General features: G+C 35.2%; 27 protein-coding genes and 2 tRNA genes. 17 read left to right on the top strand and 12 right to left on the bottom strand.

Translation table 11 applies throughout. The annotated features are described in order from the left end of the window. On the top strand, positions 1 to 495 hold the full coding sequence (locus OZP11_RS17310; protein WP_281231796.1) for an SRPBCC family protein: 495 nt from the start codon (positions 1 to 3) through the stop codon (positions 493 to 495). Here OZP11_RS17310 and OZP11_RS17305 read toward each other — a convergent pair. The 3 genes from OZP11_RS17305 to OZP11_RS17295 all read right to left on the bottom strand — a co-directional run bounded on the left by OZP11_RS17305 (position 458) and on the right by OZP11_RS17295 (position 3,241). Further along, on the bottom strand, positions 458 to 1,942 hold the full coding sequence (locus tag OZP11_RS17305) for a hypothetical protein (protein WP_281231795.1): 1,485 nt from the start codon (positions 1,940 to 1,942) through the stop codon (positions 458 to 460). The two genes, OZP11_RS17310 and OZP11_RS17305, sit on opposite strands and share 38 nt — an antisense overlap. 191 nt (positions 1,943 to 2,133) lie before the next feature. Then, positions 2,134 to 2,541 (bottom strand): DUF1842 domain-containing protein, encoded by a 408-nt coding sequence (locus tag OZP11_RS17300; RefSeq protein WP_281231794.1) that lies wholly within the window; start codon positions 2,539 to 2,541, stop codon positions 2,134 to 2,136. 370 nt (positions 2,542 to 2,911) lie between these two features. After that, on the bottom strand, positions 2,912 to 3,241 hold the full coding sequence (locus OZP11_RS17295) for a hypothetical protein (protein ID WP_281231793.1): 330 nt from the start codon (positions 3,239 to 3,241) through the stop codon (positions 2,912 to 2,914). 148 nt (positions 3,242 to 3,389) lie between these two features. Between OZP11_RS17295 and OZP11_RS17290 the strand changes: the two genes are divergently transcribed. After that, positions 3,390 to 3,524: a hypothetical protein gene (locus OZP11_RS17290; RefSeq protein ID WP_281231792.1), complete on the top strand. Its 135-nt coding sequence runs from the start codon at positions 3,390 to 3,392 to the stop codon at positions 3,522 to 3,524. A 124-nt stretch (positions 3,525 to 3,648) separates the two neighbouring features. Here the strand turns inward: OZP11_RS17290 and OZP11_RS17285 are convergent, their stop codons facing one another. Continuing rightward, the gene (locus OZP11_RS17285; protein WP_281231791.1) at positions 3,649 to 4,464 is read right to left on the bottom strand and encodes a UbiA prenyltransferase family protein; all 816 of its coding nucleotides are present in this window, start codon (positions 4,462 to 4,464) and stop codon (positions 3,649 to 3,651) included. Between the two features lie 198 nt (positions 4,465 to 4,662). Here OZP11_RS17285 and gcvP point away from each other — a divergent pair, with 198 nt between their 5' ends. The 6 genes from gcvP (at position 4,663) to OZP11_RS17255 (ending at position 12,147) form a co-directional block, all read left to right on the top strand. Continuing rightward, a complete protein-coding gene (gene gcvP / locus OZP11_RS17280; RefSeq protein WP_281231790.1) occupies positions 4,663 to 7,512 on the top strand; it encodes an aminomethyl-transferring glycine dehydrogenase in 2,850 nt (949 codons plus the stop codon). 319 nt (positions 7,513 to 7,831) lie between these two features. Beyond that, positions 7,832 to 8,890 (top strand): 3-oxoacyl-ACP synthase III family protein, encoded by a 1,059-nt coding sequence (locus tag OZP11_RS17275; protein ID WP_281231789.1) that lies wholly within the window; start codon positions 7,832 to 7,834, stop codon positions 8,888 to 8,890. A gap of 139 nt (positions 8,891 to 9,029) precedes the next feature. Continuing rightward, entirely contained in the window at positions 9,030 to 9,554 is a 525-nt protein-coding gene (locus OZP11_RS17270) for a methyltransferase (RefSeq protein WP_281235543.1), read from the top strand. Between the two features lie 154 nt (positions 9,555 to 9,708). Next, positions 9,709 to 10,557, top strand: coding sequence for a glycosyltransferase family 2 protein (locus OZP11_RS17265; RefSeq protein WP_281231788.1), 849 nt, complete (start codon positions 9,709 to 9,711; stop codon positions 10,555 to 10,557). A gap of 82 nt (positions 10,558 to 10,639) precedes the next feature. Then, positions 10,640 to 11,386 carry an MlaE family ABC transporter permease gene (locus tag OZP11_RS17260; RefSeq protein WP_281231787.1) on the top strand — a complete coding sequence of 249 codons (747 nt, stop codon included), beginning with the start codon at positions 10,640 to 10,642 and terminating at the stop codon, positions 11,384 to 11,386. After that, on the top strand, positions 11,386 to 12,147 hold the full coding sequence (locus OZP11_RS17255) for an ABC transporter ATP-binding protein (RefSeq protein WP_281231786.1): 762 nt from the start codon (positions 11,386 to 11,388) through the stop codon (positions 12,145 to 12,147). Before OZP11_RS17260 ends, OZP11_RS17255 begins: the two co-directional genes overlap by 1 nt. Before the next feature lie 127 nt (positions 12,148 to 12,274). Here the strand turns inward: OZP11_RS17255 and OZP11_RS17250 are convergent, their stop codons facing one another. The 5 genes from OZP11_RS17250 to OZP11_RS17230 all read right to left on the bottom strand — a co-directional run bounded on the left by OZP11_RS17250 (position 12,275) and on the right by OZP11_RS17230 (position 16,277). Beyond that, positions 12,275 to 12,871 (bottom strand): SprT-like domain-containing protein, encoded by a 597-nt coding sequence (locus OZP11_RS17250; protein ID WP_281231785.1) that lies wholly within the window; start codon positions 12,869 to 12,871, stop codon positions 12,275 to 12,277. 42 nt (positions 12,872 to 12,913) lie between these two features. Then, the gene (locus OZP11_RS17245) at positions 12,914 to 13,267 is read right to left on the bottom strand and encodes a four helix bundle protein (RefSeq protein ID WP_281231784.1); all 354 of its coding nucleotides are present in this window, start codon (positions 13,265 to 13,267) and stop codon (positions 12,914 to 12,916) included. Between the two features lie 41 nt (positions 13,268 to 13,308). Further along, positions 13,309 to 13,986: an SDR family NAD(P)-dependent oxidoreductase gene (locus tag OZP11_RS17240; RefSeq protein WP_281231783.1), complete on the bottom strand. Its 678-nt coding sequence runs from the start codon at positions 13,984 to 13,986 to the stop codon at positions 13,309 to 13,311. A gap of 34 nt (positions 13,987 to 14,020) precedes the next feature. Beyond that, positions 14,021 to 14,998 carry a M20/M25/M40 family metallo-hydrolase gene (locus OZP11_RS17235; RefSeq protein WP_281231782.1) on the bottom strand — a complete coding sequence of 326 codons (978 nt, stop codon included), beginning with the start codon at positions 14,996 to 14,998 and terminating at the stop codon, positions 14,021 to 14,023. Positions 14,999 to 15,134: 136 nt separating this feature from the next. Further along, a complete protein-coding gene (locus OZP11_RS17230) occupies positions 15,135 to 16,277 on the bottom strand; it encodes an acyl-CoA dehydrogenase (RefSeq protein ID WP_281231781.1) in 1,143 nt (380 codons plus the stop codon). Between the two features lie 484 nt (positions 16,278 to 16,761). On the opposite strand from OZP11_RS17230, the gene OZP11_RS17225 reads away from it, so the two are divergent. From OZP11_RS17225 to OZP11_RS17215, 3 genes are all read left to right on the top strand, one after another. Further along, on the top strand, positions 16,762 to 17,337 hold the full coding sequence (locus tag OZP11_RS17225; RefSeq protein WP_281231780.1) for a chalcone isomerase family protein: 576 nt from the start codon (positions 16,762 to 16,764) through the stop codon (positions 17,335 to 17,337). Between the two features lie 142 nt (positions 17,338 to 17,479). Further along, positions 17,480 to 18,706: a Glu/Leu/Phe/Val dehydrogenase dimerization domain-containing protein gene (locus OZP11_RS17220; protein WP_281231779.1), complete on the top strand. Its 1,227-nt coding sequence runs from the start codon at positions 17,480 to 17,482 to the stop codon at positions 18,704 to 18,706. Between the two features lie 304 nt (positions 18,707 to 19,010). Continuing rightward, complete coding sequence (locus OZP11_RS17215; protein ID WP_281231778.1) at positions 19,011 to 19,952, top strand: energy transducer TonB; 942 nt, start codon at positions 19,011 to 19,013, stop codon at positions 19,950 to 19,952. Positions 19,953 to 20,332: 380 nt separating this feature from the next. Here the strand turns inward: OZP11_RS17215 and OZP11_RS17210 are convergent, their stop codons facing one another. Together OZP11_RS17210 and OZP11_RS17205 are read right to left on the bottom strand one after the other, a co-directional pair. Further along, positions 20,333 to 20,728 carry an ExbD/TolR family protein gene (locus OZP11_RS17210; RefSeq protein WP_008464192.1) on the bottom strand — a complete coding sequence of 132 codons (396 nt, stop codon included), beginning with the start codon at positions 20,726 to 20,728 and terminating at the stop codon, positions 20,333 to 20,335. A 3-nt stretch (positions 20,729 to 20,731) separates the two neighbouring features. Continuing rightward, on the bottom strand, positions 20,732 to 21,424 hold the full coding sequence (locus tag OZP11_RS17205) for a MotA/TolQ/ExbB proton channel family protein (protein ID WP_281231777.1): 693 nt from the start codon (positions 21,422 to 21,424) through the stop codon (positions 20,732 to 20,734). Between the two features lie 131 nt (positions 21,425 to 21,555). Here OZP11_RS17205 and OZP11_RS17200 point away from each other — a divergent pair, with 131 nt between their 5' ends. The 6 genes from OZP11_RS17200 (at position 21,556) to OZP11_RS17175 (ending at position 25,083) form a co-directional block, all read left to right on the top strand. Next, entirely contained in the window at positions 21,556 to 22,782 is a 1,227-nt protein-coding gene (locus OZP11_RS17200; RefSeq protein ID WP_281231776.1) for a bifunctional folylpolyglutamate synthase/dihydrofolate synthase, read from the top strand. Positions 22,783 to 22,960: 178 nt separating this feature from the next. Beyond that, positions 22,961 to 23,035, top strand: a tRNA-Val gene (locus OZP11_RS17195). Positions 23,036 to 23,190: 155 nt separating this feature from the next. After that, a tRNA-Val gene (locus OZP11_RS17190) sits at positions 23,191 to 23,268 on the top strand. A gap of 23 nt (positions 23,269 to 23,291) precedes the next feature. After that, positions 23,292 to 23,576 carry a GIY-YIG nuclease family protein gene (locus OZP11_RS17185; RefSeq protein WP_281231775.1) on the top strand — a complete coding sequence of 95 codons (285 nt, stop codon included), beginning with the start codon at positions 23,292 to 23,294 and terminating at the stop codon, positions 23,574 to 23,576. Between the two features lie 426 nt (positions 23,577 to 24,002). Further along, a complete protein-coding gene (locus OZP11_RS17180) occupies positions 24,003 to 24,410 on the top strand; it encodes a helix-turn-helix domain-containing protein (RefSeq protein ID WP_281231774.1) in 408 nt (135 codons plus the stop codon). A 142-nt stretch (positions 24,411 to 24,552) separates the two neighbouring features. Next, entirely contained in the window at positions 24,553 to 25,083 is a 531-nt protein-coding gene (locus tag OZP11_RS17175; RefSeq protein WP_281231773.1) for a hypothetical protein, read from the top strand. Between the two features lie 12 nt (positions 25,084 to 25,095). Here the strand turns inward: OZP11_RS17175 and OZP11_RS17170 are convergent, their stop codons facing one another. Then, positions 25,096 to 25,836, bottom strand: coding sequence for a hypothetical protein (locus OZP11_RS17170; RefSeq protein WP_281231772.1), 741 nt, complete (start codon positions 25,834 to 25,836; stop codon positions 25,096 to 25,098). Positions 25,837 to 25,915 lie beyond the last annotated feature (79 nt).

Below are 25,915 nucleotides of genomic sequence, written 5' to 3'. Positions count from 1 at the left end.
ATGACTACCATTCATCTTATTACAAAAATAAATGCACCGTTAAAAACCGTTTTTGATGTATCCAGAGATATTGACATTCACCAAAAATCAGCCAGTCCATCAAAAGAAAAAGCAATTGCAGGCGTCACTTCGGGTTTAATAAATGTAAATGAAACCGTAACCTGGCGCGGGAAACATTTTGGATTTTATCTTACTCATAAAAGCCGCATTACCGCGATGGATTTTTATAATTATTTTGTAGATGAAATGGAAGAAGGCTGTTTTGCATCATTTAAACACAAACATTATTTTAAAGAAGTAAACGGAGTTACCATAATGACAGACTTGCTGCAATATGAAACTCCGTTTGGTATTTTCGGAAAATTATTTGATGTTTTGTGTTTAAAAAAACATCTCATAAAATTCCTTTTAGAAAGAAATAAAACGCTGACAGAAACTGCCGAAAACGAATCTGAACTTATTGATTCTTCTCAACAAATTTTTCAAATTGTTTAAGTTTCAACTGTTCAATTTCTTCAATACGTTTCTCTCTTGAAAGTATATCTTTAACATTCGCTTTTTTTCCTGTTAAAGCTTCTTTTGGTTTTGTAAATTTCAGGTGATCCCCAAAAATATGGCTTAAGAACAAAGGAGAATTTCCCGGTCTTGATGTATCAAAATTGCCCGCCTGATGACAATCGAAACAGTTTACCAAATTGGTATTATTAATACTGTGAATTCCTTTTTTGTTGAAAGTCTGTGTATAGGTTTCCATTGTAATATTGGCCAGATTGGCAGAACCTCTCACCAATGAATCCGGCAGTACACTTGAAATATCTCTCGTCACGATAGCTTTTGCCTGATTTATAGGAGAAACTCCGTCAAAATTTAACCACACAGAACCATTGTAGAAATAATTAACGAAAACATCTTTTAAATTAGACGCAACACATTTGTTGATGTTTTCAATATTATCATAATTCATAGGTTCTGACTGGCTCGTAGGCATAAAATTTCCGGTTTTTAATTCCGTTGGAACGCCGTATTCGTAAAGAATAAATGCTCTGTTTGGAAGCAGAGGCACACTGTCTTTGCTATTCCATTTAATGCCTTGGATATCTGTAGTGGTTCCTTTTTCGTAAAACAGCATTTCTTTTGCCGATGTTACCGAATTTTTTTTCTTATCGTAAACCGGTGCCATGTCTTTGTGTTCAAAAGTGGCCCAGATAAATTCTGGATGATTTTTCACCACTCCAACTACGTGCATGCCAAGCAGTGCTACCGTTTTTTCGACATATTTATTCTTTTTGTTTATCACAGCGGCTTTGGTCGTAAAATAAGAAGCGCGTTCCTGCTGCGGAATGGCTTCTACATTAATCCACGATGCTTTTAGTTCCAGAGCTCCTACAGGAAAAGTCTCCAGATTAGAAACCGGAAGTTGTCCTTTGTTAATTTGTATAGCCGCTGAAAGTGCTTTATCCTTTAATAAATCATTGACGTGAATGGAATAAAAAACGGTATCGGCCGCATTATTATATTTCGGATTCGATACCAAAACACCTCCCGGACCTGCCTGATGTATAGAACTCAGCGTAAGTTTTAATCCCAGTTCAGGTGCAACATCTTCTAACTGCGGACTTACCACATCCAGCGAATCTAAAAAGAAAGGATTTCCACTTGGCATTGGTTTGGTAAGCCACAAAAATTTCTGCCATGACCATTGATGAAAAATACAATTGGTAGTATTGCTAGAATCAAAAGGGCTTCCGTCTCCTTCTGCCGGAGGAGGTGTCTGTTCATGAGGAAACCAGCTGGTTTCGCAGTCGCAAGGTTCGGTTGAGGAAGTGTAACCGGAAGACACTCCTATTTTTTCCAGCAGTTTCTCCTTATTTAAGAAAAACAGGGTGACGGCTGCTACCAGAAAAACAACTAACAGGGTGATAATAATAGGTTTTCTTTTCATTTTTTTAGTTTTTGGTGAATTAGAATTTCTTCTAAAATTTTATTTTTTTTTGATAATGGATGGGAGCAAAAAGGTTTTATTCTAAAAAAAGACCGCCATATCAGGCGGTCTTAAAATTGTAACTCTTTCAAGTCAGGAACATATATGCTGATTCATATTATTCCTATTTGTAACATTTTAGTATAACCAACTTATACTAATTCTGACTGCTTAGCCGAAGCAACCGGCACATTTTCGATTTGGTGCTGATAGTAAGAGAATCCTCCTGTTCCGTTCCATGCACCATCAATAGCTAAATGAGCACTAAATTCAGCTAAGAAAGAACCAATTGCCGGCGGTGGGAAAGATTGTACATATTGCCCATTAAAACTTACTACCTGAGTGTATTTTCCAAATCCTGTAGAATAAATTCTTCCTTTTACCTGAACCACGATATGGCTGTCCGGACCTTGTACCGCTTGTTTAATTACAACTGTACCCGTTACAGTATGCTGAGACGGTACTACTACTAAACTAAATGTTGCAACTGGAGCACCTGGTGTTCCTACATTTCCGATTGTGCCTTTTGCTAAATAGGCACCTGCTAATAAATCTGACATAACTTTTTGTTTTAAGGTTTCCTACTCGTATGGCTTTTCGGAACCGCCTCGTTTTTTTTCGTGGGGTCTGCTCCACTTGTTTGATGGGAGTATTTTAACTGTTTTTGGAAATTAAGACTTATAAAATACTATTTAGCTAAAAATCAGCCGTTAATAGTTTCAATAGCTTCATTTTATCTACATCAAAACTATAGCAGATTTATAGGATTTAGAAAAAAAATGTCATAAGATGAGGATTCTTTGACATGAAATAAGGTTAAGAATGACACTAGATTTTTTTACCCGTAAAAACCCCGGTATTAAATAAAAAACCACTCTTAAACTTAATTTTTAGGAGTGGTTCATTTTTTTGTCTGAATTATATAGCTCATTAAGAAACCCCTTCTAATGCCAAATGGTTTCCTAAGGTTGTTCCTGAGCACGTATAATCTGCAGTAGAGCTGTTTCCTTTTTGATAAATAAAGGCTTGTTTTGCCTGATTATCATGTCCGGCCATTACCCATATTTTCATCCATAAAGTAGAACCGCTTGGTACACCTAGATCTCCCGGATCTGTTACATAGGTTTGTCCTAAAAGTTCTTCTCCTGTTCGCGACGAAGTATGCAGCTGTCCTTCATTATCCATATAAACAAATTCTGTCTTACATACATAACCACCCTGCTGGTCTAATTTAAATTTTCCTACTGTTTGAATTGCCATGATATTAATTTTTAAAATTTATAACCTACTCTTATCTACTGCTTTTCGGTTTTCGCAGCCGCTTTCCTGAGCGATACAGTACCCATCGTGATTGAATTCAATTTGACTTGTCTCAGGCCTCGTACTCAGAAATTTAAAAAACGATAACATGAAACAAAATGAAAAGAATACCTGTCGGCTTGTTTTCTTTTCATTTCAAAATTATAATACATCGGCAGGAGGACTGCAAAAAATGCCGCAGAATAGAGATTATTGGTTATCAAATACTTATACAGGTTCATAAAAAGCCAAAAAGCTTCTTACCGCAGAATACCTTTATATAAGTTTAGTGCATTAGAAAATATATGGAAACCCATTTTCTTTCGAAAAAAAGGTCCAAAACAGATTTTTCAGAAAAAGACTTGTTTCTATTTCAGGAAAGCAATCATCAGCCACCAAAAAACCGGTACGGCTTCTACCCAAAAAGAAGTATAATATTTGGAACGGGCGGGATTGGCGAAAAAGATAAACAACATCAGCATAACAACCATGATAAGGTTAATGAATGCATCATGATAATTAAATGTTGATATAAAAACTTCTAAAAACCAAAACGGAATCAGCAGTAAAAATCCTAAAAGTTTGGTTTTCTTCACTCCAATTGTCTGCGGAACGGTTTGTAAATGCGGATCGTCATTAGCTAAATCTAAAATTTCAAAAACCAATATCAGTACAAAAACTAAAACAAACCGCTGAATGCATTTGATAAAGAAATCGGTTGTAAACGGAATTTCGGCATTAATTAAAGGCAAAACCAAAGTCGCGCCAACCCAGCAGAGCGCTACTATGTAGATTTTTACACCGGCCCAGTTTCTGGCATTTCTTCTATTCGGAAAAAATGGCAATGTATAAAGTGCGGTTATGGCAAAAATTCCAACGGAAACGATTTGGGTAATTCTTTTTAAATGAAAAAAATAATACCCAACCAAAACGACCGAAATAAAACTCAAAACAGCAATAATTTTTAGCTGAGTTCCAATTGGATTTTTCTTTACGCGAACCAGTGCGTCATATTTTACGAAATTATATCCTACAATTGTCCCAAAAAAAACAAACAACGCCATAGGTTCATCATACTGAATATGAAACACATGAAATGTAATCCGTACCAATGCATAACACGATAAAGCCACGTGAATGCTGCTGTTTAAATAAAAATCAAATAGCTGTTTTAGAAGTTTCATACCTCAAATCTAATCATTTATTAACAAATCAACTCTTTAGTTAGAAATTTGATAAAAATTGAAGTTAAAAATACCTATTAAATTATTAATAATACTTAATTTTGCGCCACAAAAAAACAACACATTTACTTTTAAATGTGATTCGTACTATACAACGTTATACAAATCACATCCATTTAAAAAACCAGATAGCTACAAATGAAAACAGATGCTTTTGCTTTAAGACACATTGGTCCAAGAGAAACTGATCTTCAGCACATGCTGAACACTATTGGAGTTGACTCAATCGAGCGACTTGTTTATGAAACCCTTCCGGACGATATTCGTTTAAAAGCACCTTTGAATTTAGATCCTGCGATGACAGAGTATGAATTTGCAAATCATATTCAGGAATTAGGAAAGAAAAATAAAGTATTCAAATCATACATTGGTTTGGGTTATCATCCAACCATTGTTCCGGCTCCGATTCAAAGAAATATCTTTGAAAACCCGGGATGGTATACAGCTTACACGCCTTACCAGGCAGAAATTGCCCAAGGTCGTCTTGAAGCTATTTTGAATTTCCAGACTACAGTTATCGAATTAACCGGAATGGAAATTGCCAATGCCTCTTTATTAGATGAAGGAACTGCAGCTGCAGAAGCTATGGCGTTATTATTTGATGTTCGTACACGCGATCAAAAGAAAAACAATACACATAAATTCTTCGTTTCTGAAGAAATCTTACCACAAACTTTATCTGTACTGCAGACACGTTCGACTCCAATTGGAATTGAATTAGTTGTTGGAAACCACGAAACATTTGATTTTTCAAATGAATTCTTCGGAGCTATTTTACAATACCCTGGAAAATATGGTCAGGTAAACGATTACAGCGCTTTTACTGCTAAAGCAAAAGAAAATGAAATTAAAGTAGCTTTTGCTGCTGATATTTTATCACTTGCGGCCTTAACTTCTCCTGGAGAAATGGGAGCTGCTGTTGTGGTTGGAACTACTCAGCGTTTTGGTGTACCAATGGGTTACGGAGGTCCTCACGCTGCTTACTTTGCAACCAAAGATGAGTACAAGCGTTCTATGCCAGGACGTATTATTGGAGTTTCTGTTGATGCAAACGGAAACCGCGCTTTACGTATGGCTTTAGGAACTCGTGAACAGCACATTAAACGTGAAAAAGCAACTTCTAACATTTGTACTGCTCAGGTTTTACTAGCGGTTATGGCCGGAATGTACGCTGTTTATCACGGACCAAAAGGATTAAAATATATTGCAAACAAAGTTCACGCATCGGCGGTTACTACTGCTGAGGTTTTAAATAAAATTGGAGTTTCTCAAGTTAACTCGGCTTACTTTGACACTATTTTGGTAAAAGCAGATGCTCAAAAAGTAAAAGCTGCTGCTGAGAAAAACGAAGTAAACTTCTTCTATGTTGATGCTGATACGATTTCTATTTCGTTAAACGAAACAACTTCAATTTCAGACATCAACCAAATCGCAGCAATTTTTGCTGAAGCTTTAGGAAAAGAAACAGTTTCTGTTTCTGAATTAACTGAAGCTAGTCAATTACCAGCTTCTTTAGAAAGAACTTCTTCTTTCTTAACACATGATGTATTCAACAATCATCATTCAGAAAGCCAATTGATGCGTTACATCAAAAAATTAGAGCGTAAAGATTTATCATTGAATCACTCGATGATTTCATTAGGTTCTTGTACAATGAAATTAAACGCTGCTTCTGAAATGCTGCCTTTATCAATGCCAAACTGGAACAGCATTCACCCGTTTGCACCAGTTGAGCAGGCTCAAGGTTACATCACAATGCTTAAAAAATTAGAAGAGCAATTAAATGTAATTACTGGTTTTGCCGGAACAACTTTACAGCCAAACTCTGGAGCACAAGGAGAATACGCTGGTTTAATGGCGATTCGTGCGTACCACATGTCAAGAAACGAAGGTCACCGTAATGTATGCTTGATTCCTTCATCGGCTCACGGAACAAACCCTGCTTCTGCTGCGATGGCGGGAATGAAAATCATTGTTACGAAAACTACTCCTGAAGGAAATATCGACGTAGAAGATTTAAGAGAAAAAGCGATTGAACACAAAGATGATTTATCTTGTTTAATGGTAACGTATCCATCTACTCACGGAGTTTTCGAATCTTCAATTATCGAAATCACAAAATTAATCCACGAAAACGGCGGATTAGTATATATGGACGGTGCAAACATGAACGCACAAGTTGGATTAACAAATCCTGCTACAATTGGTGCTGACGTTTGTCACTTAAACTTACACAAAACATTCGCTATTCCTCACGGTGGAGGCGGTCCTGGAGTTGGACCAATTTGTGTGAACGAAAAATTAGTTCCGTTTTTACCAACAAACCCTATCTTAAGAGTTGGCGGTGAGCAGGCCATTACTGCTATTTCATCTGCACCTTACGGATCTGCTTTAGTTTGTTTAATTTCTTACGGTTACATCACGATGATGGGTGCTGAAGGATTAAAAAGCGCTACTGAGCACGCAATCTTGAATGCAAACTACATGAAATCTCGTTTCGAAGGTCACTACCCAATTCTTTATACTGGAGAATGCGGAAGAGCAGCTCACGAAATGATTTTAGATTGTCGTGCTTTTAAAGAAAACGGAATCGAAGTTGGTGATATCGCTAAACGTTTAATGGATTACGGTTTCCACGCTCCAACAGTTTCTTTCCCGGTAGCAGGAACATTAATGATCGAGCCTACAGAATCTGAAGATTTAGCAGAATTAGATCGTTTTTGCGATGCGCTTATTTCAATCAGAAAAGAAATCGAAACTGCAACAGCTGATGACAAAAATAATGTACTGAAAAATGCACCTCATACATTAGCAATGTTAACTACTGATAACTGGGACTTCCCTTACTCTAGAGAAAAAGCAGCTTATCCATTAGACTATATTGCTGAAAATAAATTCTGGCCATCTGTTCGTCGTGTAGACGATGCTTACGGTGACAGAAATTTAGTTTGCAGCTGTGCGCCTATCGAAGCTTATATGGAAAACTAAAAATTAGTTTTCTCTAAATATCTTAAACCCGACAGATCTTCAAAATCTGTCGGGTTTGTTTTTTTGTTTCAGGTTTTAAGTTTCATGTTCACAAAACAAGTCCAGGCAGCTTGAAACCTGAAACTTTTTTTTAAACTCTATCTCGCTTTCTCAATCGTTTGAAATCTCAATTAAATTAAAAAATCATTAAAAAATAAACAATATATCATTCTAAAAATCATTATTTCACAATTATATGCATGCATAGTATTTTTTATGATAGTTATCATAATTTTATTTATACTTTAGCAATAAATTTATCGGATAATTACGGGCAAAAATGAAAATAAAATTTATTGGTATTGGGAGCTATATTCCTAATTTAGAAGTTAAAAACACAGATTTTGACAAACATGTTTTTTTAAACGAGGATGGAACTCCTTTTGGTTATCCGAATGAAGTTGTTATTAAAAAATTTAAAGGTATTACCGGAATTCAAAACCGCCGTTATGCTGAACCTCAATACAATGCATCAGATTTAGCCTTTTTTGCAGCTCAAAAAGCAATCGCTGACGCACAAATCGATGCCGAAACTTTAGACTATATTATTTTCGCCCATAACTTTGGCGATGTAAAAACCGGCACGCACCAAACTGATATTTTACCAAGTTTAGCAACGAGAGTAAAAAATAAATTAGGAATCAAAAATCCTAAATGTGTCGCTTATGATATCCTTTTTGGATGTCCGGGCTGGATCGAAGGTGTTTTACAGGCTAATGCTTTCATCAAATCCGGAATGGCAAAAAGAGTTATGGTAATTGGTGCTGAAACCTTATCAAGGGTAGTCGATGATCACGATCGCGATTCGATGATTTATTCTGATGGAGCCGGGGTTTCAATCTTAGAAGCCTCAACAGATGAAACAGGTTTATTATCTTATGAAAGTGCCACTTTTGCAAACGATGAAGCCAATTACCTTTTCTTTGGAAAATCATACAATCCTGAATTGGATCCGGATATTAAGTACATCAAAATGTACGGACGTAAAATTTACGAATTTGCTTTAAGCAATGTTCCGTGTGCCATGAAAAGCTGTTTAGATAAAAGCGGTATTGATATCAGCGAGGTTAAAAAAATCCTTATTCATCAGGCCAACGAAAAAATGGACGAAGCGATTATCGAACGTTTCTATAAACTTTATGACAAAACACCTCCAAAAGATATTATGCCAATGAGTATTCATGATTTAGGAAACAGCAGTGTTGCAACCGTTCCTACTCTATTTGACTTAATCTTACAGGGGAAAATCGAGAACCACGAAATCAATAAAGGCGATGTTGTTATTTTTGCTTCGGTTGGAGCCGGAATGAATATTAATGCTTTTGTTTACAGATATTAGTCACAGTTAACAGTGGCAGTATGCCGCTTCTTATGACTGAAAACTTTAAAAAAGTCCGTACCAAAAGGTGCGGACTTTTTTAGTATATTTGCGACCTAATTAAAATCAGGAACGAGAGATTAATTCGTTCGCAATGACTATGTACGAAAAAACGTTTCCGAATAAAAGATTCAGGCTTACTTTAGAATTTTTACAAAAGCACGTTAATACATCAGAGACCATTTTTGATTTTGGAGTTCCAAATCCTTTCTCCAAAATAATGGAAGAAAATGGATATACCGTAAAAAATACAAAAGGCGAAGATTTAGACAACGATCATACTGCTTTGCAAACAGAAGAATATACTGTTTTTACTGCATTTGAAATTTTCGAACATTTATTAAATCCATATACTATTTTACAAAACGTAAAATGTGACAAAATATTAATTTCAATTCCGCTGCGTTTATGGTTTTCACCGGCATACAGATCTAAAACTGATATGTGGGACAGACATTATCATGAATTTGAAGATTGGCAATTAGACTGGCTTTTAGAAAAAACAGGCTGGAAAATAACCGACCGCCTGCAATTTACGCATCCGGTTAAAAAGTTTGGATTAAGACCTTTATTACGATATTTCACTCCAAGATATTATATTGTTGCAGCAGAGAAAATAAAATAAATTCCAAATTTTTTAAATTCCAAATTCCAACTAAAAGAGAAATTTCAAGAACTAATTTTTGAAATTATTTTAATAGTTGGAATTTGGAGTTTAAGAAGATTAAGAGTTATTCTCAAGATTTGGAATTTGGAATTTAAAAAATTTGGAATTTAAAATGAAGTATTACATTGTTATACCCGCACACAACGAACAAGATCTTATTGGCCTGACTCTGCAATCGTTGGTTACGCAAACTGTTTTGCCATCAAAAATTGTGGTTGTAAACGATAATTCGACTGATAAAACAGAAGAAGTTGTATTGGAATTTGCAAAAGAAAATCCATATATCTCTGTTGTAAATAAAACTTCAGACGCGATTCATATGCCGGGAAGCAAAGTAATTCAGGCTTTTCAAAAAGGTTTTGAAACTTTAGATTCCAATTACGATATCATTGTAAAAATTGACGGTGATTTAATTTTCCCTCCCAATTATTTCGAAACGATAATAAAACATTTCGAAAGCGATACAAGAGTTGGAATGGCCGGAGGATTTTGTTACATTGACAAAAACGGCGACTGGGTTTTAGAAAATCTTACCGATAAAGATCACATTCGGGGTGCTTTAAAGGCATATAGAAAAGAAACCTTCGAGCAAATTGGCGGTTTGCGTCCAGCAATGGGATGGGACACCGTTGACGAATTACTTTGTAAATATTACAACTGGAAAATCGTAACCGATGAATCTTTACATGTAAAACACCTAAAACCAACCGGAGCAAACTACAACAAAACAGCCCGCTACAAACAAGGCGAGGCTTTTTATACTTTAGGATATGGTTTCTGGATCACGGCAATTGCTTCGGCAAAACTGGCCATGATGAAAAAAAAACCATTTCTTTTTTTAGATTATATAAGAGGATTCTGGAAAGCAAAAAAAGCCAAAACTCCTTTATTAGTTACTACTGAACAAGCTAAATTTATTAGAAATTATCGTTTTCAAAAAATGAAACAAAAGCTTTTTTAATCTTAAAAAAAATTAAAAAACGACACGCCTAAACGATAAACTGTAAACTAATGCTTAATTTAGCCAATATTTGTAAAACCTTATGATGCTAATTCGTTATTTATCCCAAATAGGGAAATATTTTTTAATGCTAAAAGAAATTTTCAATAAACAGACCAAATGGCCTGTTATGAAAAACCTAATTCTAAAAGAAATCGATGATCTTATTATTGACTCTCTTGGAATTGTATGTTTTATCTCTTTTTTCATTGGAGGAGTTGTGGCCATCCAGACAGCATTAAACTTAACTAATCCATTAATTCCAAAATATTTAATTGGTTTTGCTACACGTCAATCTGTAATCCTGGAGTTTGCCCCTACTTTTATTTCTGTAATTATGGCCGGAAAAATGGGATCTTACATTACTTCCAGTATAGGTACAATGCGTGTTACAGAACAAATCGATGCTTTAGAAGTTATGGGAGTCAACTCAGTAAACTATCTTGTTTTCCCAAAAATAATCGCTCTGTTAATGTATCCTTTCGTAATCGGGATCAGTATGTTTTTAGGTGTTTTTGGAGGATGGCTTGCTTGTGCTTATGGAGGATTTTCGACCGGTGCAGATTTTATCATGGGAGCTCAGAAAGATTTTATACCCTTTCATATTACTTATGCTTTTATCAAAACTTTAATCTTTGCCCTGTTACTGGCAACAATTCCGGCTTTTCACGGATATTACATGAAAGGCGGTGCATTAGAAGTAGGTAAAGCTAGTACGACAGCATTTATATGGACATCTGTCACTATAATTCTTCTAAATTATATATTAACTCAATTATTATTAGGATAATGATAGAAGTAAAAAATATAGAAAAATCATTTGGCGACAGCAAAGTTTTAAAAGGTGTTTCGACAGTATTTGAAACCGGAAAAACCAACTTGATTATTGGACAAAGTGGATCTGGAAAAACAGTTCTGCTAAAAACATTATTAGGAATTCACACGCCAGATTCCGGAACAATTGAATTTGACGGCAGAGTGTATTCTGATTTAGACAAAGATGAAAAGCGTGACTTAAGAACCGAAATTGGAATGGTATTTCAGGGAAGTGCTTTATTTGATTCTATGACGGTTGAAGAAAATGTAGCTTTCCCGTTAAAAATGTTCACAAATAACAATAAAGCACAAATCAAAGAACGTGTTGATTTTGTTTTAGAAAGAGTAAATCTTGTCGAAGCTCATAAAAAACTGCCTTCTGAAATTTCCGGAGGTATGCAGAAACGTGTAGCTATTGCCCGTGCTATCGTAAACAATCCTAAATATTTATTTTGTGATGAACCAAACTCCGGATTAGATCCCAATACTTCAACTTTGATTGATAATCTTATTCAGGAAATCACTAAAGAATACAATATTACAACCGTGATTAACACACACGATATGAACTCGGTTATGGAGATTGGCGAAAATATTGTTTTCCTAAAGAAAGGATTAAAAGCCTGGCAGGGAACAAAAGAAGAAATCTTTAGAACAGATAATAAAGACATCGTGAAGTTTGTTTACTCTTCAAACCTTTTCAAAAAAGTAAGAGAAGCATATTTGAAAGGTTAAAACCTTTTAGATTTCAAAATATTTTAAAATCCAAATTCCAGCTTTTTCAATTGGAATTTGGATTTTTTTTTAGAATATTCATCCCTGATTTTGGAATTTGGGATTTAAAACATTAAAATTTCATTGTTTAATCCACAAGTTCTACTTCTGCATTTGGATTAAAAAGATATGTTTTTCCTGAACTTATTTCGATGCATTCAAAACGCTTGGTCCTAACTGCCAGTTTCTTGAATACCTTTCCGTTTTTAATTTTAAAAACGCTTCCAAATGGAATTTCAAAAACATAACTTTTATCGTTATCCGTATCATATTGTTTCAAAGCCAGCGATAAAGTAGTATCAGTATCACTGCTTGCAGAAGGATTCTTAAAATGTCTTGCCAGCAAAGGCAGGATCTGACTCGGAAATATTTCAGGCCTGATAAACGGAACCATTAAACGCTGAAAGGTATATTTCCACTCGTTTCCGTGCGGTTTAATATTTCGTCCGAATTTTTCAAAAGCAACCAAATGTGCAATCTCGTGAATAAGCGTAATCAAAAACCTGTACTTATTTAAACTTGCATTAACCGTAATCTCATGCTTTCCGCTCGGTCCCCTTCTGTAATCTCCGTGACGCGTCTGACGCTCATTTACGATTTTCAGATGAACCTGATTGGCTACAATCAAATCAAAAACAGGCTTTACAGCATGCTCGGGAATGTATTTGGCTAAAGTGGCGCTCAAAATAATTATGAATTATAAAGTATGAGTTATGAGTTTTACTAACTATATGTTTTTCTTTGATGTTATAATTATGCTTTTTATAATTTTCAGAACTTCATTACATTGTTGATGCAATGATTCAAATTCATTTTCTGAAATATAATTTGTCGCATTTAAAATTTCTAACCAATACATTGACTCATCACATTCTTTTTGAGAAATTGATAATTTATGTATAAAATCAGCTTTGCTCTGAGCATTTACGGCTTCTCGAACGTTTGCACCTACGGAAGTAACAGAACGTAAAAATTGTTTGCTCATTATAAATTCTTTCTTTTCTGAAATCAGCCATTTATAAAAATTAACTCCTCTTATAGCTAACTCAAAACTTTTAACCTTCACGATACTCTCACTCATAATCAAACTCATAATTCATAACTCAAAACTCATAATTTAATTTACGGATTAGTAGAAGAAACCTCCAATACTTTTCCGTTAAAGTATTTATTACCGTTCAATGTAAAATCATAAATATAATTAGCCATTCCTGCTGCCGAAATTGGCGCCTGATAGCCAGGGAAAGCTTCATTTAACATTTCAGTCTGAACAGAACCCAAAGCCAGAACATTAAATGAGATTCCTTTTTCTTTATATTCTTCGGCTAATAATTCGGTTAGCGTAATCACAGCGCCTTTACTCGAACTATAAGCGGCCAGTCCGGCGAATTTCAGACTTCCTCTTACACCGCCAATAGAACTAATGGTTACAACATGGCTTCCTTTTTGCAAATACGGAAGACAGATTCTCGTAAGATTTGCGACAGCAAAAACATTTACTTTATAAATACTTTCAAAATCAGCCTGAGTCGTTTCTGCAAAAGGCTTTAATAATAAAGCACCCGCATTATGTACTAGAGCATCTACTTTTTTCCATGTTGAAGAAAGAAAACCTTCAACCTGATTCAATGCACTTTCATCTGCCAGATCAACAGACAAACAAGTAATATTTTGATGTTCTAATAGTTCTTTTGGTACTTTTCTGGAAATAGCCAAAACCTGATTTCCTTCGTTTGCAAACTGCAAGGCCAATTCATAACCTATCCCTCTGCTTGTTCCGGTAACGATAATATTTTTCATGAAGCAAAAATAATCAAATGAGACAAAACGACTCTTATTTATTCATCGTTATTTCCTCTGTCGGTGTCTGGCTGATACGGGTAACTGCGGGAAGAAGTTCCTGAACAAATGCAGTCATGTGCGGAATATCCATTATTTTAAATTCATCCGAAACATGGTGATAGAAATCAAAATTTTCAAAATCAAAAGTACTTAAAGACTGGCATGGTTTTCCAAAAGTTTCAAAAAACGGATGGTTATCAGATCTGTAAAACAATTGATATTCGGCTTCTTTCGGTAAAAAACCAATGGTCTTTTTTCCCGTATACTCATTTATTTTCTCTGCCATATTCGATTTATCAAAACCCGTTATGTAAGCCAGATAATCGCGTTTCATTGGAACGCCGATCATTTCGATATTTAGCTGGGTATATAAATTGAAGTTTTGTTTTTTTAGTTTCTGAACCATACTTTTAGAGCCCAGAAGTCCTTTTTCTTCTCCGGCAAAAAACACAAAAAGAATACTTCTTTTATTCGATTTGGTTTCGCTGAAATACTTTGCCATTTGCGCCACAGCTGTAACACCCGATGCATCATCATTTGCACCGTTGTAAATTACATCCGGCTGTTGTTTCTTTTCAACACCAATATGATCATAATGCGCGCTCAGGACCACATATTCTTTTTTAAGAACCGGATCTGTTCCTTCTAAAACGCCGACAATATTATAAGCTGGGGATTTAAAGTTGGTCAACGTATCGCGATAAGTAGAAAAATAAGGTTTAACGTTGTGTTTCTTAAAATAATCTTCCAGAAAAACCGCTGCCTTTTCAATTCCGTTTGTTCCCGTTTCACGGCCTTCAAGTTCATCCGAAGAAAGGTATTTTAAAAAATCTGAAACTTCTGATTCCGAAACTTTATAACTGATTTCAAGGGGCTTCGAATTTGATTTGGATGATTTTTCGCTTACCGGAGAGGTATTCGATTTACAGGCCAGCAGAATAAACGGAAGGAGAAAGTACAACTTTTTCATGGAAATGATTTTGGATTAAAAGAAAACTAAGTTACTAATTTGAAAGAATAAACCCTCTAAAAACATTAGAAAAAAACCCTTTCGCACTCCAAAAAGCCGAAAGGGTTCTAATTTTATAATAAAGAAAGAATTTTAATTATCCTGCAATAACAGCTCTTGAAATTACAATTTTCTGAATTTCTGATGTTCCTTCGTAAATCTGGGTAATTTTAGCATCACGCATTAAACGCTCTACATGGTATTCTTTTACATATCCATTTCCTCCGTGAATCTGAACGGCTTCAACCGAAGTATCCATTGCAACCTGCGAAGCGAATAATTTTGCCATTGCACCGCTCACATCATAATTTTTATGCTGGTCTTTATCCCAGGCCGCTTTCATACATAAATGGCGTGCCGCTTCGATATTTACCGCCATATCTGCCAATTTAAAAGCAATTGCCTGATGATTGCAGATTTCTGTTCCAAAGGCTTTACGTTCTTTAGAATATTTAAGAGCCAGTTCATAAGCTCCAGAAGCAATTCCTAAAGCCTGAGAAGCGATTCCAATTCTGCCTCCCGCCAAAGTTTTCATTGCAAATTTAAATCCAAAACCATCTTCCCCAATTCTGTTTTCTTTAGGAACTTTAACATCCGTAAACATCAAAGAGTGAGTATCAGAACCACGGATTCCCATTTTTTGCTCTTTTGGACCAACAGCAAAACCCGGCATATCTTTAGTCATGATCAAAGCATTGATTCCTTTATGTTTTAATTCAGGATGCGTTTGCGCTATCACCAAATAAACCGAAGCTGTGTTTCCGTTTGTAATCCAGTTTTTGGTTCCGTTTACCAAATAATGATCCCCCATATCAATGGCGGTTGTTTTTTGGGATGTTGCATCACTTCCGGCTTCCGGCTCGCTTAAACAAAATGCCCCGTGAATCTCGCCTGAAGCTAAACCCGGCAAGTATTTTTGTTTTTGTTCTTCGGTTCCATATTCCTGCAGTCCCCAGCAGACTAAAGAATTATTTACAGACATTACTACAGAAGCAGAGGCATCTACCTTAGAAATTTCTTCCATCGCAATTACATACGAAATGGCATCAAGGCCGCTTCCGCCGTATTTTGGATCAACCATCATTCCCATAAATCCAAGTTCGCCCATTTTCTTAACTTGTTCTGTAGGGAAGATTTGTTTTTCGTCGCGTTCAATAACTCCTGGTAATAATTCATTCTGAGCAAAATCTCTTGCTGCCTGCTGAATCATTAAATGTTCTTCGGTAAGATTAAAATCCATAGTTTTTTGTTTTATTGTTTTTATACTAAACCAATGCATGATTGCGTTTAGTTGTTTTTTATTTATTTTTTTGTGAAATGCATTTATTGTAGTAAAGGCTTTCAAAGATAATTTTTAAATGCTTAATTTACAATGCACGCATATAAAATTAATAGATTTACAACAATAACGATAACGTTTTCGTAATTATATATGATTTTGCTCTGAGATCAAATAATCATGCAGCAAATTTTAGAAAACATAAATGAATATAAAGAAGTCCTAATTGCCTCAAAAAAACCAAAAATCAGACAATTCCTATCAACAAAACATTAAACAATTCACAAAACACGTAATTGTACGTAAATTAAATCTTACTATTCTGATTTTTAAGAATATAGACAAACAAAAATCAAAATTAGACCAAAAAAAAACTTTGTAACCATAGTTACATTATTGATAAATTAACATTATTTTTGCCTAAAAAATAAACAATTGATAGAACATGAGAAATATTTTACTAGTCCTGACATTCCTGTTGACTATACCTTTTTTTACAGTTTCTGCCCAGACACATTTAGAAGTTAACGGTGTTACTGTTCCCCGAAAAATAGAATTTCAAAATAAAACATTGCAGCTAAATGGTGCGGGAGGAAGATCAAAAATGTGGTTAGAAGTTTACGTTCAGGCATTGTATTTATCTCAATTGAGCCAGGATCCAAAATTTATTATCGACAGTGATACCGAAATGGCTATACGAATTGAAATTACTTCATCGATGGTTTCTTCTAATAAATTAACAAAAGCGATAAATGCCGGATTTGAAAAGTCTGCCGGAAGTAATCTTGAAGAACTACGCCCTAGAATTGAGCAGTTAAAATCGTATTTGAGCGATGCGATTACAGAAAAAGATGTTTTTATTCTGGCTTATAATCCACTGGATCAAACGATGAACATTTACAAGAACGAAGTTTTAAAAGGACAAGTTCCGGGATTTGATTTCAAAAAAGCATTATTCGGAATCTGGCTTTCAGACAAACCAGTCGATGATACTTTGAAAAAACACCTGCTTGGAATATAATTCTTAAAATTTTAATATTAAAAAAGCCGAAAACCCACAAGTTTTCGGCTTTTCTTTTGGGTTTGATAAAATTTGACACAAAATACATTATTCGCATTATTCTATTTTATACATTTACGCAAAATAAACATATCACAACGAAATGAAAGATTTATTACAACAATTTGAAAATAAAGCACCTGAAATTGTTTTCAACTGGAAAGATTCTGAAACTGAAGCAGAAGGATGGACAGTAATCAATTCGCTGCGCGGAGGAGCTGCCGGCGGAGGAACAAGAATGAGAAAAGGCTTAGATATGAACGAAGTTCTGTCTCTTGCCAAAACAATGGAAGTTAAATTTTCAGTTTCCGGTCCAGCAATTGGCGGAGCTAAATCTGGAATAAATTTTGACCCAAATGACCCGCGTAAAAAAGGAGTTTTACAACGCTGGTACAAAGCAGTTTCTCCATTATTAAAAAGTTACTACGGAACAGGAGGCGATTTGAATGTTGACGAGATTCACGAGGTGATTCCAATGACTGAGGAATGCGGCGTATGGCATCCGCAGGAAGGTGTTTTTAACGGACATTTTAAACCAACGGAAGCTGATAAAATTAACAGAATCGGGCAGTTACGCCAGGGAGTTATCAAGGTAATCGAAAATCCTAAATTCTCACCGGATGTAACCAGAAAATATACCGTTGCAGATATGATTACCGGTTTTGGCGTTGCCGAAGCAGTTCGTCATTTTTATGCAGCATACGGAGGCGACATTAAAGGCAAAAAAGCAATTGTACAGGGATTTGGAAACGTAGGTTCTGCTGCTGCTTTTTATTTAGCCGAAATGGGAGCCAAAGTAATCGGAATTATTGACCGCGACGGCGGATTAATTAAAGAGGAAGGATTTTCGTTTGAAGAAATCAGAACGTTGTTTTTAAATAAAGACGGAAATAAATTAGTTGCCGATGCTATGATTCCGTTTGAAGAAATCAATTCTAAAATCTGGACCATTGGTGCTGAAATTTTTACACCGTGTGCAGCTTCGAGACTGGTAACTCAGGCTCAAATCGACAGTTTAATCGAAAACGGGCTAGAAGTAATTTCATGCGGTGCGAATGTGCCTTTTGCAGATAAAGAAATCTTCTTTGGATCTATTATGGAAGAAGTAGACCGTAAAGTAAGTCTGATTCCGGATTTTATTTCAAACTGCGGAATGGCAAGGGTTTTTGCTTATTTCATGGAGAAAAAAGTACAAATGACAGATGAGGCTATTTTTAACGACACATCAGAAACTATTAAAAATGCCATCGTAAAAGCTCACTCTATAAGCGCATCAAAAACAAACATCAGCGCAACTGCTTTTGAAATTGCATTGAAACAGTTGGTCTAATCATAAAACAAACAATTCTAAATGAGTCAAATATTCTTGTTTGATTAATTACCTCAAATGTTTTTTTTTACCGCAAAGCACGCTAAGTTATTGTAATTTGAAGCGCAGGCAGAATCTAAATATTAAGTTCGCAAAGCTTTTTGTAGTTAAAGCTTTGCGAGCTTTTGCGTTTATACTAAGTCTACAAAAAACCGCAGCGTGCTTTGCGGTTAAATGCCACGATGCACTTTCATTCTAAACAATTTTTAGTACTTTTAAACGTTTTTAAAGAATACATTACAAAATTCAGAATCGTACGAGTTATATGAAAGCGAGTCCATATAAAATTAATTACAATAAAGCAGATGCCGCCAGTTCTTCAGACAGAAAGAAATCATTGGCAATTACCTCGCTTATATATGCAGTATTAATTGGAATATTGTTCTTAATACGCTTTTGGCCTCCCTACAATCCAGAAAACAACGTGGCTCTTGCTGATGGCGGAGGTGGCGGCGGAGGTGTAACCGTAAATTTTGGAGACAGCGATTTAGGATCAGGAGCTAACTACAAAAGTGAAGTTCTGGATGTAAAAAACAACGTAAAACAAGCAACTCCAAAAGCAACTCCCGAAGAAGAATCTATCATTACTCAGGAAAACACAACTGCCGATAATGATGTTGTTATTCCAACAAAAGAAAAACCTAAAAAACCTGTTCCTGTTGAAAAACCGGTACAAAAACCTGTTCCCGAGAAACCAAAAGTTTCAAACTCAACAAACGATGCCTTATCGAGTATTTTAAAAGGGTCAAACAAAGGCGGAGACGGCGATGATAAAGCTGCTGGAAATAAAGGAAAAGCAAACGGAAGTTTAAACTCGAACGGATATTATGGATCCGGAGGCTCTGGCGGCGGAACCGGAGGCGGTAACGGAACCGGAAATGGTATTGGTACCGGAAGCGGTTACGGAGCCGGAAGCGGCGGTGGTTCTGGCGGCGGATCAGGATATTCTTTAAACGGTAGAAAAGCATTATCAAAGCCTGCACCTAAATACACTTGTAATGAAGAAGGAACAGTGGTAGTTGAAGTTACAGTAGATCAAAATGGAAAAACCGTCAGTGCTAATCCAGGAATAAAAGGAACTACAAACAAAGCTAGTTGTTTATTAGAACAAGCAAAAATAGCTGCATTAAACACGAAATGGTCTGCTGATGATAATGCCGCACCAAAACAAGTTGGAAAAATCATTTATAATTTCAATTTGAATTAAAACACGAATTTCACAGATTTACATTAAAAATATATTCACATAAAAAAGGCTTTCAGATTCCTGAAAGCCTTTTTTTATTCGTTTCAGTTTGTCATTTCGACCGTAGAGAGAAATCACACGCGGGATTCGACAAAGATTGGAGAATTACTTGAGGAGCTTCTAGTGTGATTTCTCCTTCGTCGAAATGACAAAACTGTGACGTATACTGTTAAGTAATATTGCTTCGTTTCTCACAACGATGCAGATTACGTTTTCTCGCGTGAGGGATAGAAGCAATCCGCCACGGCGGAGCGGATAGCCCGACCGCAATAAAAAAATGGGCGCATCAACGTTTTGCTGATTAGCCCATTTTTTTATTGTGGTCACGCCCTAATAATAATTTACTTCGGGCTTGTGGCAATTACAAATTTTAGATTGTTCTTTACTCCTATCTGCAAAACATCTACTAAATCCTGAACCTGCAGATTAAACGGAATTCGAACTACAACAGTTTGCTCTTTATCTGTTCCTATTTTTGACATTAAACTCGTTTCTAGATTTTCGAAATCTACTTCTTGTTTGTCAATGTAGAACTTTTTATCTTCTGTAACCGATAAACTGATTAACTGTTTATTGGTTTTTTCATTCGCTTTGGCTTTTGGCAAAGTCATCTTAATCACATTCGGATTTGCCAGTGTTGAGATAATTAAGAAAAACAACAACAGGAAAAACATAATATCACTCAAAGATGAAGTCGCTACTTCGGCGTGAAATCTTCTTTTTCTTTTAATAGACATTTTTTATGCTTTTTGAATTATGTTTACAAATTCTAATATCTGTTTCTGGATTTTTAAAGCAAAATCATCAATTTTTCCGTTCAGTAAGTGGTAAGCACTATAGGCAATAATCCCCACGATAAGTCCTGAACCTGAACTGATCATTTTCTCGTATAAACCTCCCGAAATATTCCCGATACTGATATTTTCTGTAACTGAGATGCTGTAGAAAATTTTAATAACCCCCGAAATTGTTCCAATGAAACCTAAAGTTGGTGCAATACCAGCAATAAGTCCAAGGTGACCTAAATGTCTTTCCATTTCGCCAATTTCGATATCGGCAGCGCGGTCCATGTTGGCTTCAATTTCAGAAATTGGTCTTCCAATAACCACTACTCCTTCTTTTAAAATATTGGCTGCAGCGGTATTATTTCTTTCAACAATTGTTCTTGCTAATTCAATATTTCCAGAATGCAGTTTTTCGCCGACATCCTGCATTAATCTGCTGTCGATTTTTGAAGCACGGCTGATATACATATAACGCTCAAAAATCAGATAAATAGTGTAAAACAATAAAATCGCGATTGGAATCAGGAAAACTCCCCCTTTCATAATAAACCCAAACATCGAAATTTCATGATCCGGAGCGATCTTTTCGATCACTACATTTGAAGCATTTGCGATTGTATCTGTTTGTAACTGAATAAAACTAAACATATATTAATTCTGGTTTTTAATAATTAATTCTAAAAAATATTTGAAATTTGCAATAAAGATAATTTTCGCTGTAATATTAAACTACAAAAATCGAAATTTATTTCAATCAGCAACCATTTTATCCAAAATAAATGAACTATCAAGAGACTACCAACTGGATGTTTAATCAGCTCCCAATGTACCAGTTACAGGGCGCTTCTGCCTATAAAGAAGATCTAACGAATATCAAATTACTGGCAGCTCATCTTGGCAGTCCGCAAACGGGACTGAAATGCATTCATGTGGCCGGAACAAACGGAAAAGGTTCGACTTCGCACATACTGTCTTCGGTATTGCAGGAAGCGGGTTACAAAGTGGGTTTATATACCTCGCCGCATCTAAAAGATTTTAGGGAAAGAATCAAAATAAACGGCAGGGAAATCTCAGAAGAATTTGTAATTGAGTTCATTGCCAAACACAAAGATTTTTTTGAAGCCAATGATATGAGTTTCTTCGAAATGTCGGTTGGTTTGGCTTTTGATTATTTCGCTTCTGAAAAAGTCGACATTGCGATTATAGAAGTTGGTTTGGGAGGCCGACTTGACGCGACGAATATCATCACGCCTTTGGTTTCGGTCATTACCAATATTGGTTTAGATCATACTCAGTTTTTAGGAAATACATTAGAAGCTATTGCAGGCGAAAAAGCGGGAATCATAAAACCAAATGTTCCGGTTGTTATTGGTGAATATACAGACGAAACAAAATCGGTATTTTTGGAAAAAGCCGAAGAAAATAACGCACCGATTTCTTTCGCATCCGATTTAATTGATCAGATTTATTTGTCGGATTTGATTGGAGATTATCAGTTTCATAATAAAAAAACGGTGCAGCAGACCATTTCAATCTTAAACAATGAAACCGATTTTAAAGTTTCTATTGAACAGTTAAAAGAAGGTTTATTGAATGTTATAAAAAATACAGGTTTGCAAGGCCGATGGCAGCAATTGGGCGAAAACCCAAAAATTATCTGCGACACGGCACACAACAAACACGGATTAATGGTTGTAATGAATCAGCTGAAAAATGAGAAATTCGAAAATCTTCATATTGTTCTGGGAGTTGTAAATGATAAAGATCTGGATTCTATTCTGCCATTATTTCCAAAAGAGGCCAAATATTATTTCTGCAAACCAGATTCGTCAAGAGGTTTGAGTACCGAAATTTTACAAAATGAAGCAAAAAAGCACGATTTAATTGGAGAAAAATACGAGTCGGTTGCAAGCGCTTTTGCAGAAGCGAAGAAAAATGCTTCGGAAAATGATTTTATTTACGCTGGAGGCAGCACTTTTGTTGTGGCGGAATTGCCTTTGGACTAAAATATACTTTTGATTTAGAAAAAAACTTAAAAAACTCATTTTAATAACAAATTCATAAACAAACAGATATAAGTTATTTTTAAAAAAGTTTTATTTTTTCTTGGTTTTTGTTTGCAGAACTCAAAAACAGACGTATATTTGCACTCGCAATCACAAACGATAGCAACCTAATAAAATAGGGCGATTAGCTCAGCTGGTTCAGAGCACCTCGTTTACACCGAGGGGGTCGGGGGTTCGAACCCCTCATCGCCCACAAAAAACTCCTTAAGAAATTAAGGAGTTTTCTTTTAAAATAAGAGAACTAAAAAGAATATTAAAAACTCACAAAAGTTTAAATTTCTTTGCAGGAATCAAAAACAAACGTATATTTGCGTTCGCAATCAGAAATGATAGCAACCTAGTAAAATAGGGCGATTAGCTCAGCTGGTTCAGAGCACCTCGTTTACACCGAGGGGGTCGGGGGTTCGAACCCCTCATCGCCCACCAAATTCCAAAAACTCCAAAGTCTTATGATTTTGGAGTTTTTTGCTTTAAGACACTTTATGAATTTTATTGTTTACATTCTATTTAGCGAAAACAAAAACAAATTCTATATTGGCTTCACGCCCAATTTAGAAGAAAGACTCATTAGGCACAATCAAAAAAGTAAAGGTTTTACAGGAAACACAAACGACTGGAAAGTTGTTTATACTGAAAATTACGAAACCAAGGAACTTGCACACAAAAGAGAATTGCAAATTAAATCCTGGAAAAGCAGAATTAAAATTCAGGAACTAATTAAAAACAAAGATTAGCTCAGATGGTTCAGAGCATTCCGACTCCATCGGAAGTGGTCGGGGGTTCGAACCTTCCGATGGAATCGGAACAAGCTATCATCGCCCACAAAAAAACTCCTTAAGAAATTAAGGAGTTTTTTTTTAGCGCTATTTTTCTTGGAAACTTTCTGGAATAGAATTGTCATTTCGACCGAAGGGAGAAATCGCACTAGAAATTCTACAAGCACATAGACAATCTTTGTCGATTCCCGCGTGTGATTTCTCTCTTCGGTCGAAATGACAAAATTGACTAAATATCTTTCCAATATTTAAGTCTCAAACAAAACCAATACATATTAGAAAAATTGTATTTTTGTTTACCGCTCCCCAAGAAAACATGTAACGAACATTTAAAATCTGTTTTTTACAGTTCTGGTTTATTCACTTAATTATTATCTTTGAATTATGAGCACACAAACAAGACCAAAACATATCGGAAGAAACATCAGCCGTATTCGTGAACTTCGTGATATGAAACAGGAAGCTTTAGCGCAAGCTTTAGGAACTAATCAGCAAGCTATATCTGCAATGGAAAACAGTGAAACTATAGACGACGCAAAACTGGCTGAAGTTGCAAAAGCGCTTGGGGTAAGTGTAGAAGCGATTAAGAATTTTTCAGAGGAAGCTGTTTTAAATATTATTGGCAATACTTATAATGTCGATAATTCATCGGCTGTAAATTACGGATGTACTTTTAATCCTTTAGACAAATTAATTCAAGCTCACGAAGAACAAATAAAACTTTACGAACGCTTGGTTCAGGCAGAAAAAGAAAAAGTTCAATATCTTGAAAATATAATAAAAGAAAAGTAATTTTTCTTTTTCCAATAAAAAAGCTCCATTATTTCTAATGGAGCTTTTTTGTAATTGCTCTTCTCATTTTTTTCCATTGATTCGAATTGTTTCTATATTAGCAAATAGTTCTAAAATTAATCTTCAACCTAATACATAAAACATGGCAAGCAGTTTTGTTAATTTTAAAAATAATGGATTTTGGGCAAAAGATGGTTTTGTTGAAGCCATGCAATTATGTTTGATAAATGAAATCGAAACACAAAATCTGGATTCAACAGAATGGGTTAATGAATTTAAAATCCAGCTGGCAATACAATCATTTCCTATGATATTTGGAGGAATGTCAATGGAACTCAATGAGTTTATTACTACTGATGAAAGAAAAGCTCAAATAATTAATTTGATTGATGTAATAATTGAAAAAATTGCATTAAAAGAAGATTACCTAACAGGTTCAAATTTACATGAATTGAGAAGAAGAGCAATGCAAATACTTTCTGAAACTAAAGAAATGGAATTTGAAAACTCTGAAGAATTTGAAAAAGCCGTAAATAGTTCAGGATGGGCATTATCACAAGGAATTGCAGAGATTAAAGACCGATATCAACATTCATTTAGACTTTTAAAAATGTTGATTAATAATGAAATGACCACAATAGAGGCTTCAACAATAAATTATTGGATTTATTAAAGAAATGTTTTGTTATTTTTCCTGATAGATTATTTCCCAAATAGGTTCAAATTCTAATTCGCCGAAATTTAAATGGTGTAAATCCTTTTCTTCATAAATTCCTATACTAAAGGTATCCTGAATTCCGTTTTTAAAAATCCATTTTCCGGCTTTTTCGGGTGTTCCCCATTTTCGTTTTTTCAAGACTGCTGCTTTTGCGTTTACTTTCTGCGAAAGTTCTGAAATGATTGACTTTACCTCAATATTTAGATTTTCGGCAACGGCAATAACTATAAAATATCCAAATTGAAGATCACGTTGATTATCAAAATTTCTTTCATTTGATATTGATATAAAAATCTCAGGGGGAGTTTGACGTTTTTCGCACACGGTCCAGATTGGCGACCAGAGTTCCAGATTCTGAAAATATTCTTCGTCACCATTTTCAATCGTCCATTTATTGTGAGATTCGTCATTCCATTTTAACCTTCCGAGTTTTATTTCAGAATGGTAAATGAATTCTTCCTTGTCTTTTTTCGATATTCTTTTTTCGGCTTTGTATTTATTTACCCTGATTCCGGTTTCTTTATTTTCTTCAACTTGTTTTAGAATTTCATCGAAACAGGGTTTGAAATATAAATCCCAATTGGGTTTCAGCCAGGGCGATTTAGCTTCGTCTTGGCTTCCAAACAACAAATAAAAATCGTACGAGCGGCTTTTCAAACTTAAATCGGCGTTAGTCAGTTTGTTGTAAAGTTTATTGATTAAGTTCATATTTTTTTGTTTTGCTTGAAATTCTAAATAAATTCTTCTCTCGAAGAAGGCGTAAAATATCTACAACTTATGAGACAGC

The sequence above is a fragment of the Flavobacterium gelatinilyticum genome, from assembly GCF_027111295.1.
GTDB lineage: Bacteria > Bacteroidota > Bacteroidia > Flavobacteriales > Flavobacteriaceae > Flavobacterium > Flavobacterium gelatinilyticum.
Note: the sequence above shows the minus strand (reverse complement) of the source record. Positions and strands in the feature narration are given on the sequence as shown.

Coding starts and splice junctions, on each gene's coding strand:
- OZP11_RS17170 (WP_281231772.1), bottom strand. CDS start 25,836: ATGAACTTAATCAATAAACTTTACAACAAACTGACTAACGCCGATTTA.
- OZP11_RS17230 (WP_281231781.1), bottom strand. CDS start 16,277: ATGGATTTTAATCTTACCGAAGAACATTTAATGATTCAGCAGGCAGCA.
- OZP11_RS17245 (WP_281231784.1), bottom strand. CDS start 13,267: ATGAGTGAGAGTATCGTGAAGGTTAAAAGTTTTGAGTTAGCTATAAGA.
- OZP11_RS17270 (WP_281235543.1), top strand. CDS start 9,030: ATGTACGAAAAAACGTTTCCGAATAAAAGATTCAGGCTTACTTTAGAA.
- OZP11_RS17180 (WP_281231774.1), top strand. CDS start 24,003: ATGAGCACACAAACAAGACCAAAACATATCGGAAGAAACATCAGCCGT.
- OZP11_RS17290 (WP_281231792.1), top strand. CDS start 3,390: ATGAAACAAAATGAAAAGAATACCTGTCGGCTTGTTTTCTTTTCATTT.
- OZP11_RS17260 (WP_281231787.1), top strand. CDS start 10,640: ATGATGCTAATTCGTTATTTATCCCAAATAGGGAAATATTTTTTAATG.
- OZP11_RS17215 (WP_281231778.1), top strand. CDS start 19,011: ATGAAAGCGAGTCCATATAAAATTAATTACAATAAAGCAGATGCCGCC.
- OZP11_RS17210 (WP_008464192.1), bottom strand. CDS start 20,728: ATGTCTATTAAAAGAAAAAGAAGATTTCACGCCGAAGTAGCGACTTCA.
- OZP11_RS17285 (WP_281231791.1), bottom strand. CDS start 4,464: ATGAAACTTCTAAAACAGCTATTTGATTTTTATTTAAACAGCAGCATT.
- OZP11_RS17185 (WP_281231775.1), top strand. CDS start 23,292: ATGATTTTGGAGTTTTTTGCTTTAAGACACTTTATGAATTTTATTGTT.
- OZP11_RS17255 (WP_281231786.1), top strand. CDS start 11,386: ATGATAGAAGTAAAAAATATAGAAAAATCATTTGGCGACAGCAAAGTT.
- OZP11_RS17305 (WP_281231795.1), bottom strand. CDS start 1,942: ATGAAAAGAAAACCTATTATTATCACCCTGTTAGTTGTTTTTCTGGTA.
- OZP11_RS17265 (WP_281231788.1), top strand. CDS start 9,709: ATGAAGTATTACATTGTTATACCCGCACACAACGAACAAGATCTTATT.
- OZP11_RS17275 (WP_281231789.1), top strand. CDS start 7,832: ATGAAAATAAAATTTATTGGTATTGGGAGCTATATTCCTAATTTAGAA.
- OZP11_RS17200 (WP_281231776.1), top strand. CDS start 21,556: ATGAACTATCAAGAGACTACCAACTGGATGTTTAATCAGCTCCCAATG.
- OZP11_RS17310 (WP_281231796.1), top strand. CDS start 1: ATGACTACCATTCATCTTATTACAAAAATAAATGCACCGTTAAAAACC.
- OZP11_RS17205 (WP_281231777.1), bottom strand. CDS start 21,424: ATGTTTAGTTTTATTCAGTTACAAACAGATACAATCGCAAATGCTTCA.
- OZP11_RS17225 (WP_281231780.1), top strand. CDS start 16,762: ATGAGAAATATTTTACTAGTCCTGACATTCCTGTTGACTATACCTTTT.
- OZP11_RS17300 (WP_281231794.1), bottom strand. CDS start 2,541: ATGTCAGATTTATTAGCAGGTGCCTATTTAGCAAAAGGCACAATCGGA.
- OZP11_RS17175 (WP_281231773.1), top strand. CDS start 24,553: ATGGCAAGCAGTTTTGTTAATTTTAAAAATAATGGATTTTGGGCAAAA.
- OZP11_RS17240 (WP_281231783.1), bottom strand. CDS start 13,986: ATGAAAAATATTATCGTTACCGGAACAAGCAGAGGGATAGGTTATGAA.
- gcvP (WP_281231790.1), top strand. CDS start 4,663: ATGAAAACAGATGCTTTTGCTTTAAGACACATTGGTCCAAGAGAAACT.
- OZP11_RS17235 (WP_281231782.1), bottom strand. CDS start 14,998: ATGAAAAAGTTGTACTTTCTCCTTCCGTTTATTCTGCTGGCCTGTAAA.
- OZP11_RS17295 (WP_281231793.1), bottom strand. CDS start 3,241: ATGGCAATTCAAACAGTAGGAAAATTTAAATTAGACCAGCAGGGTGGT.
- OZP11_RS17220 (WP_281231779.1), top strand. CDS start 17,480: ATGAAAGATTTATTACAACAATTTGAAAATAAAGCACCTGAAATTGTT.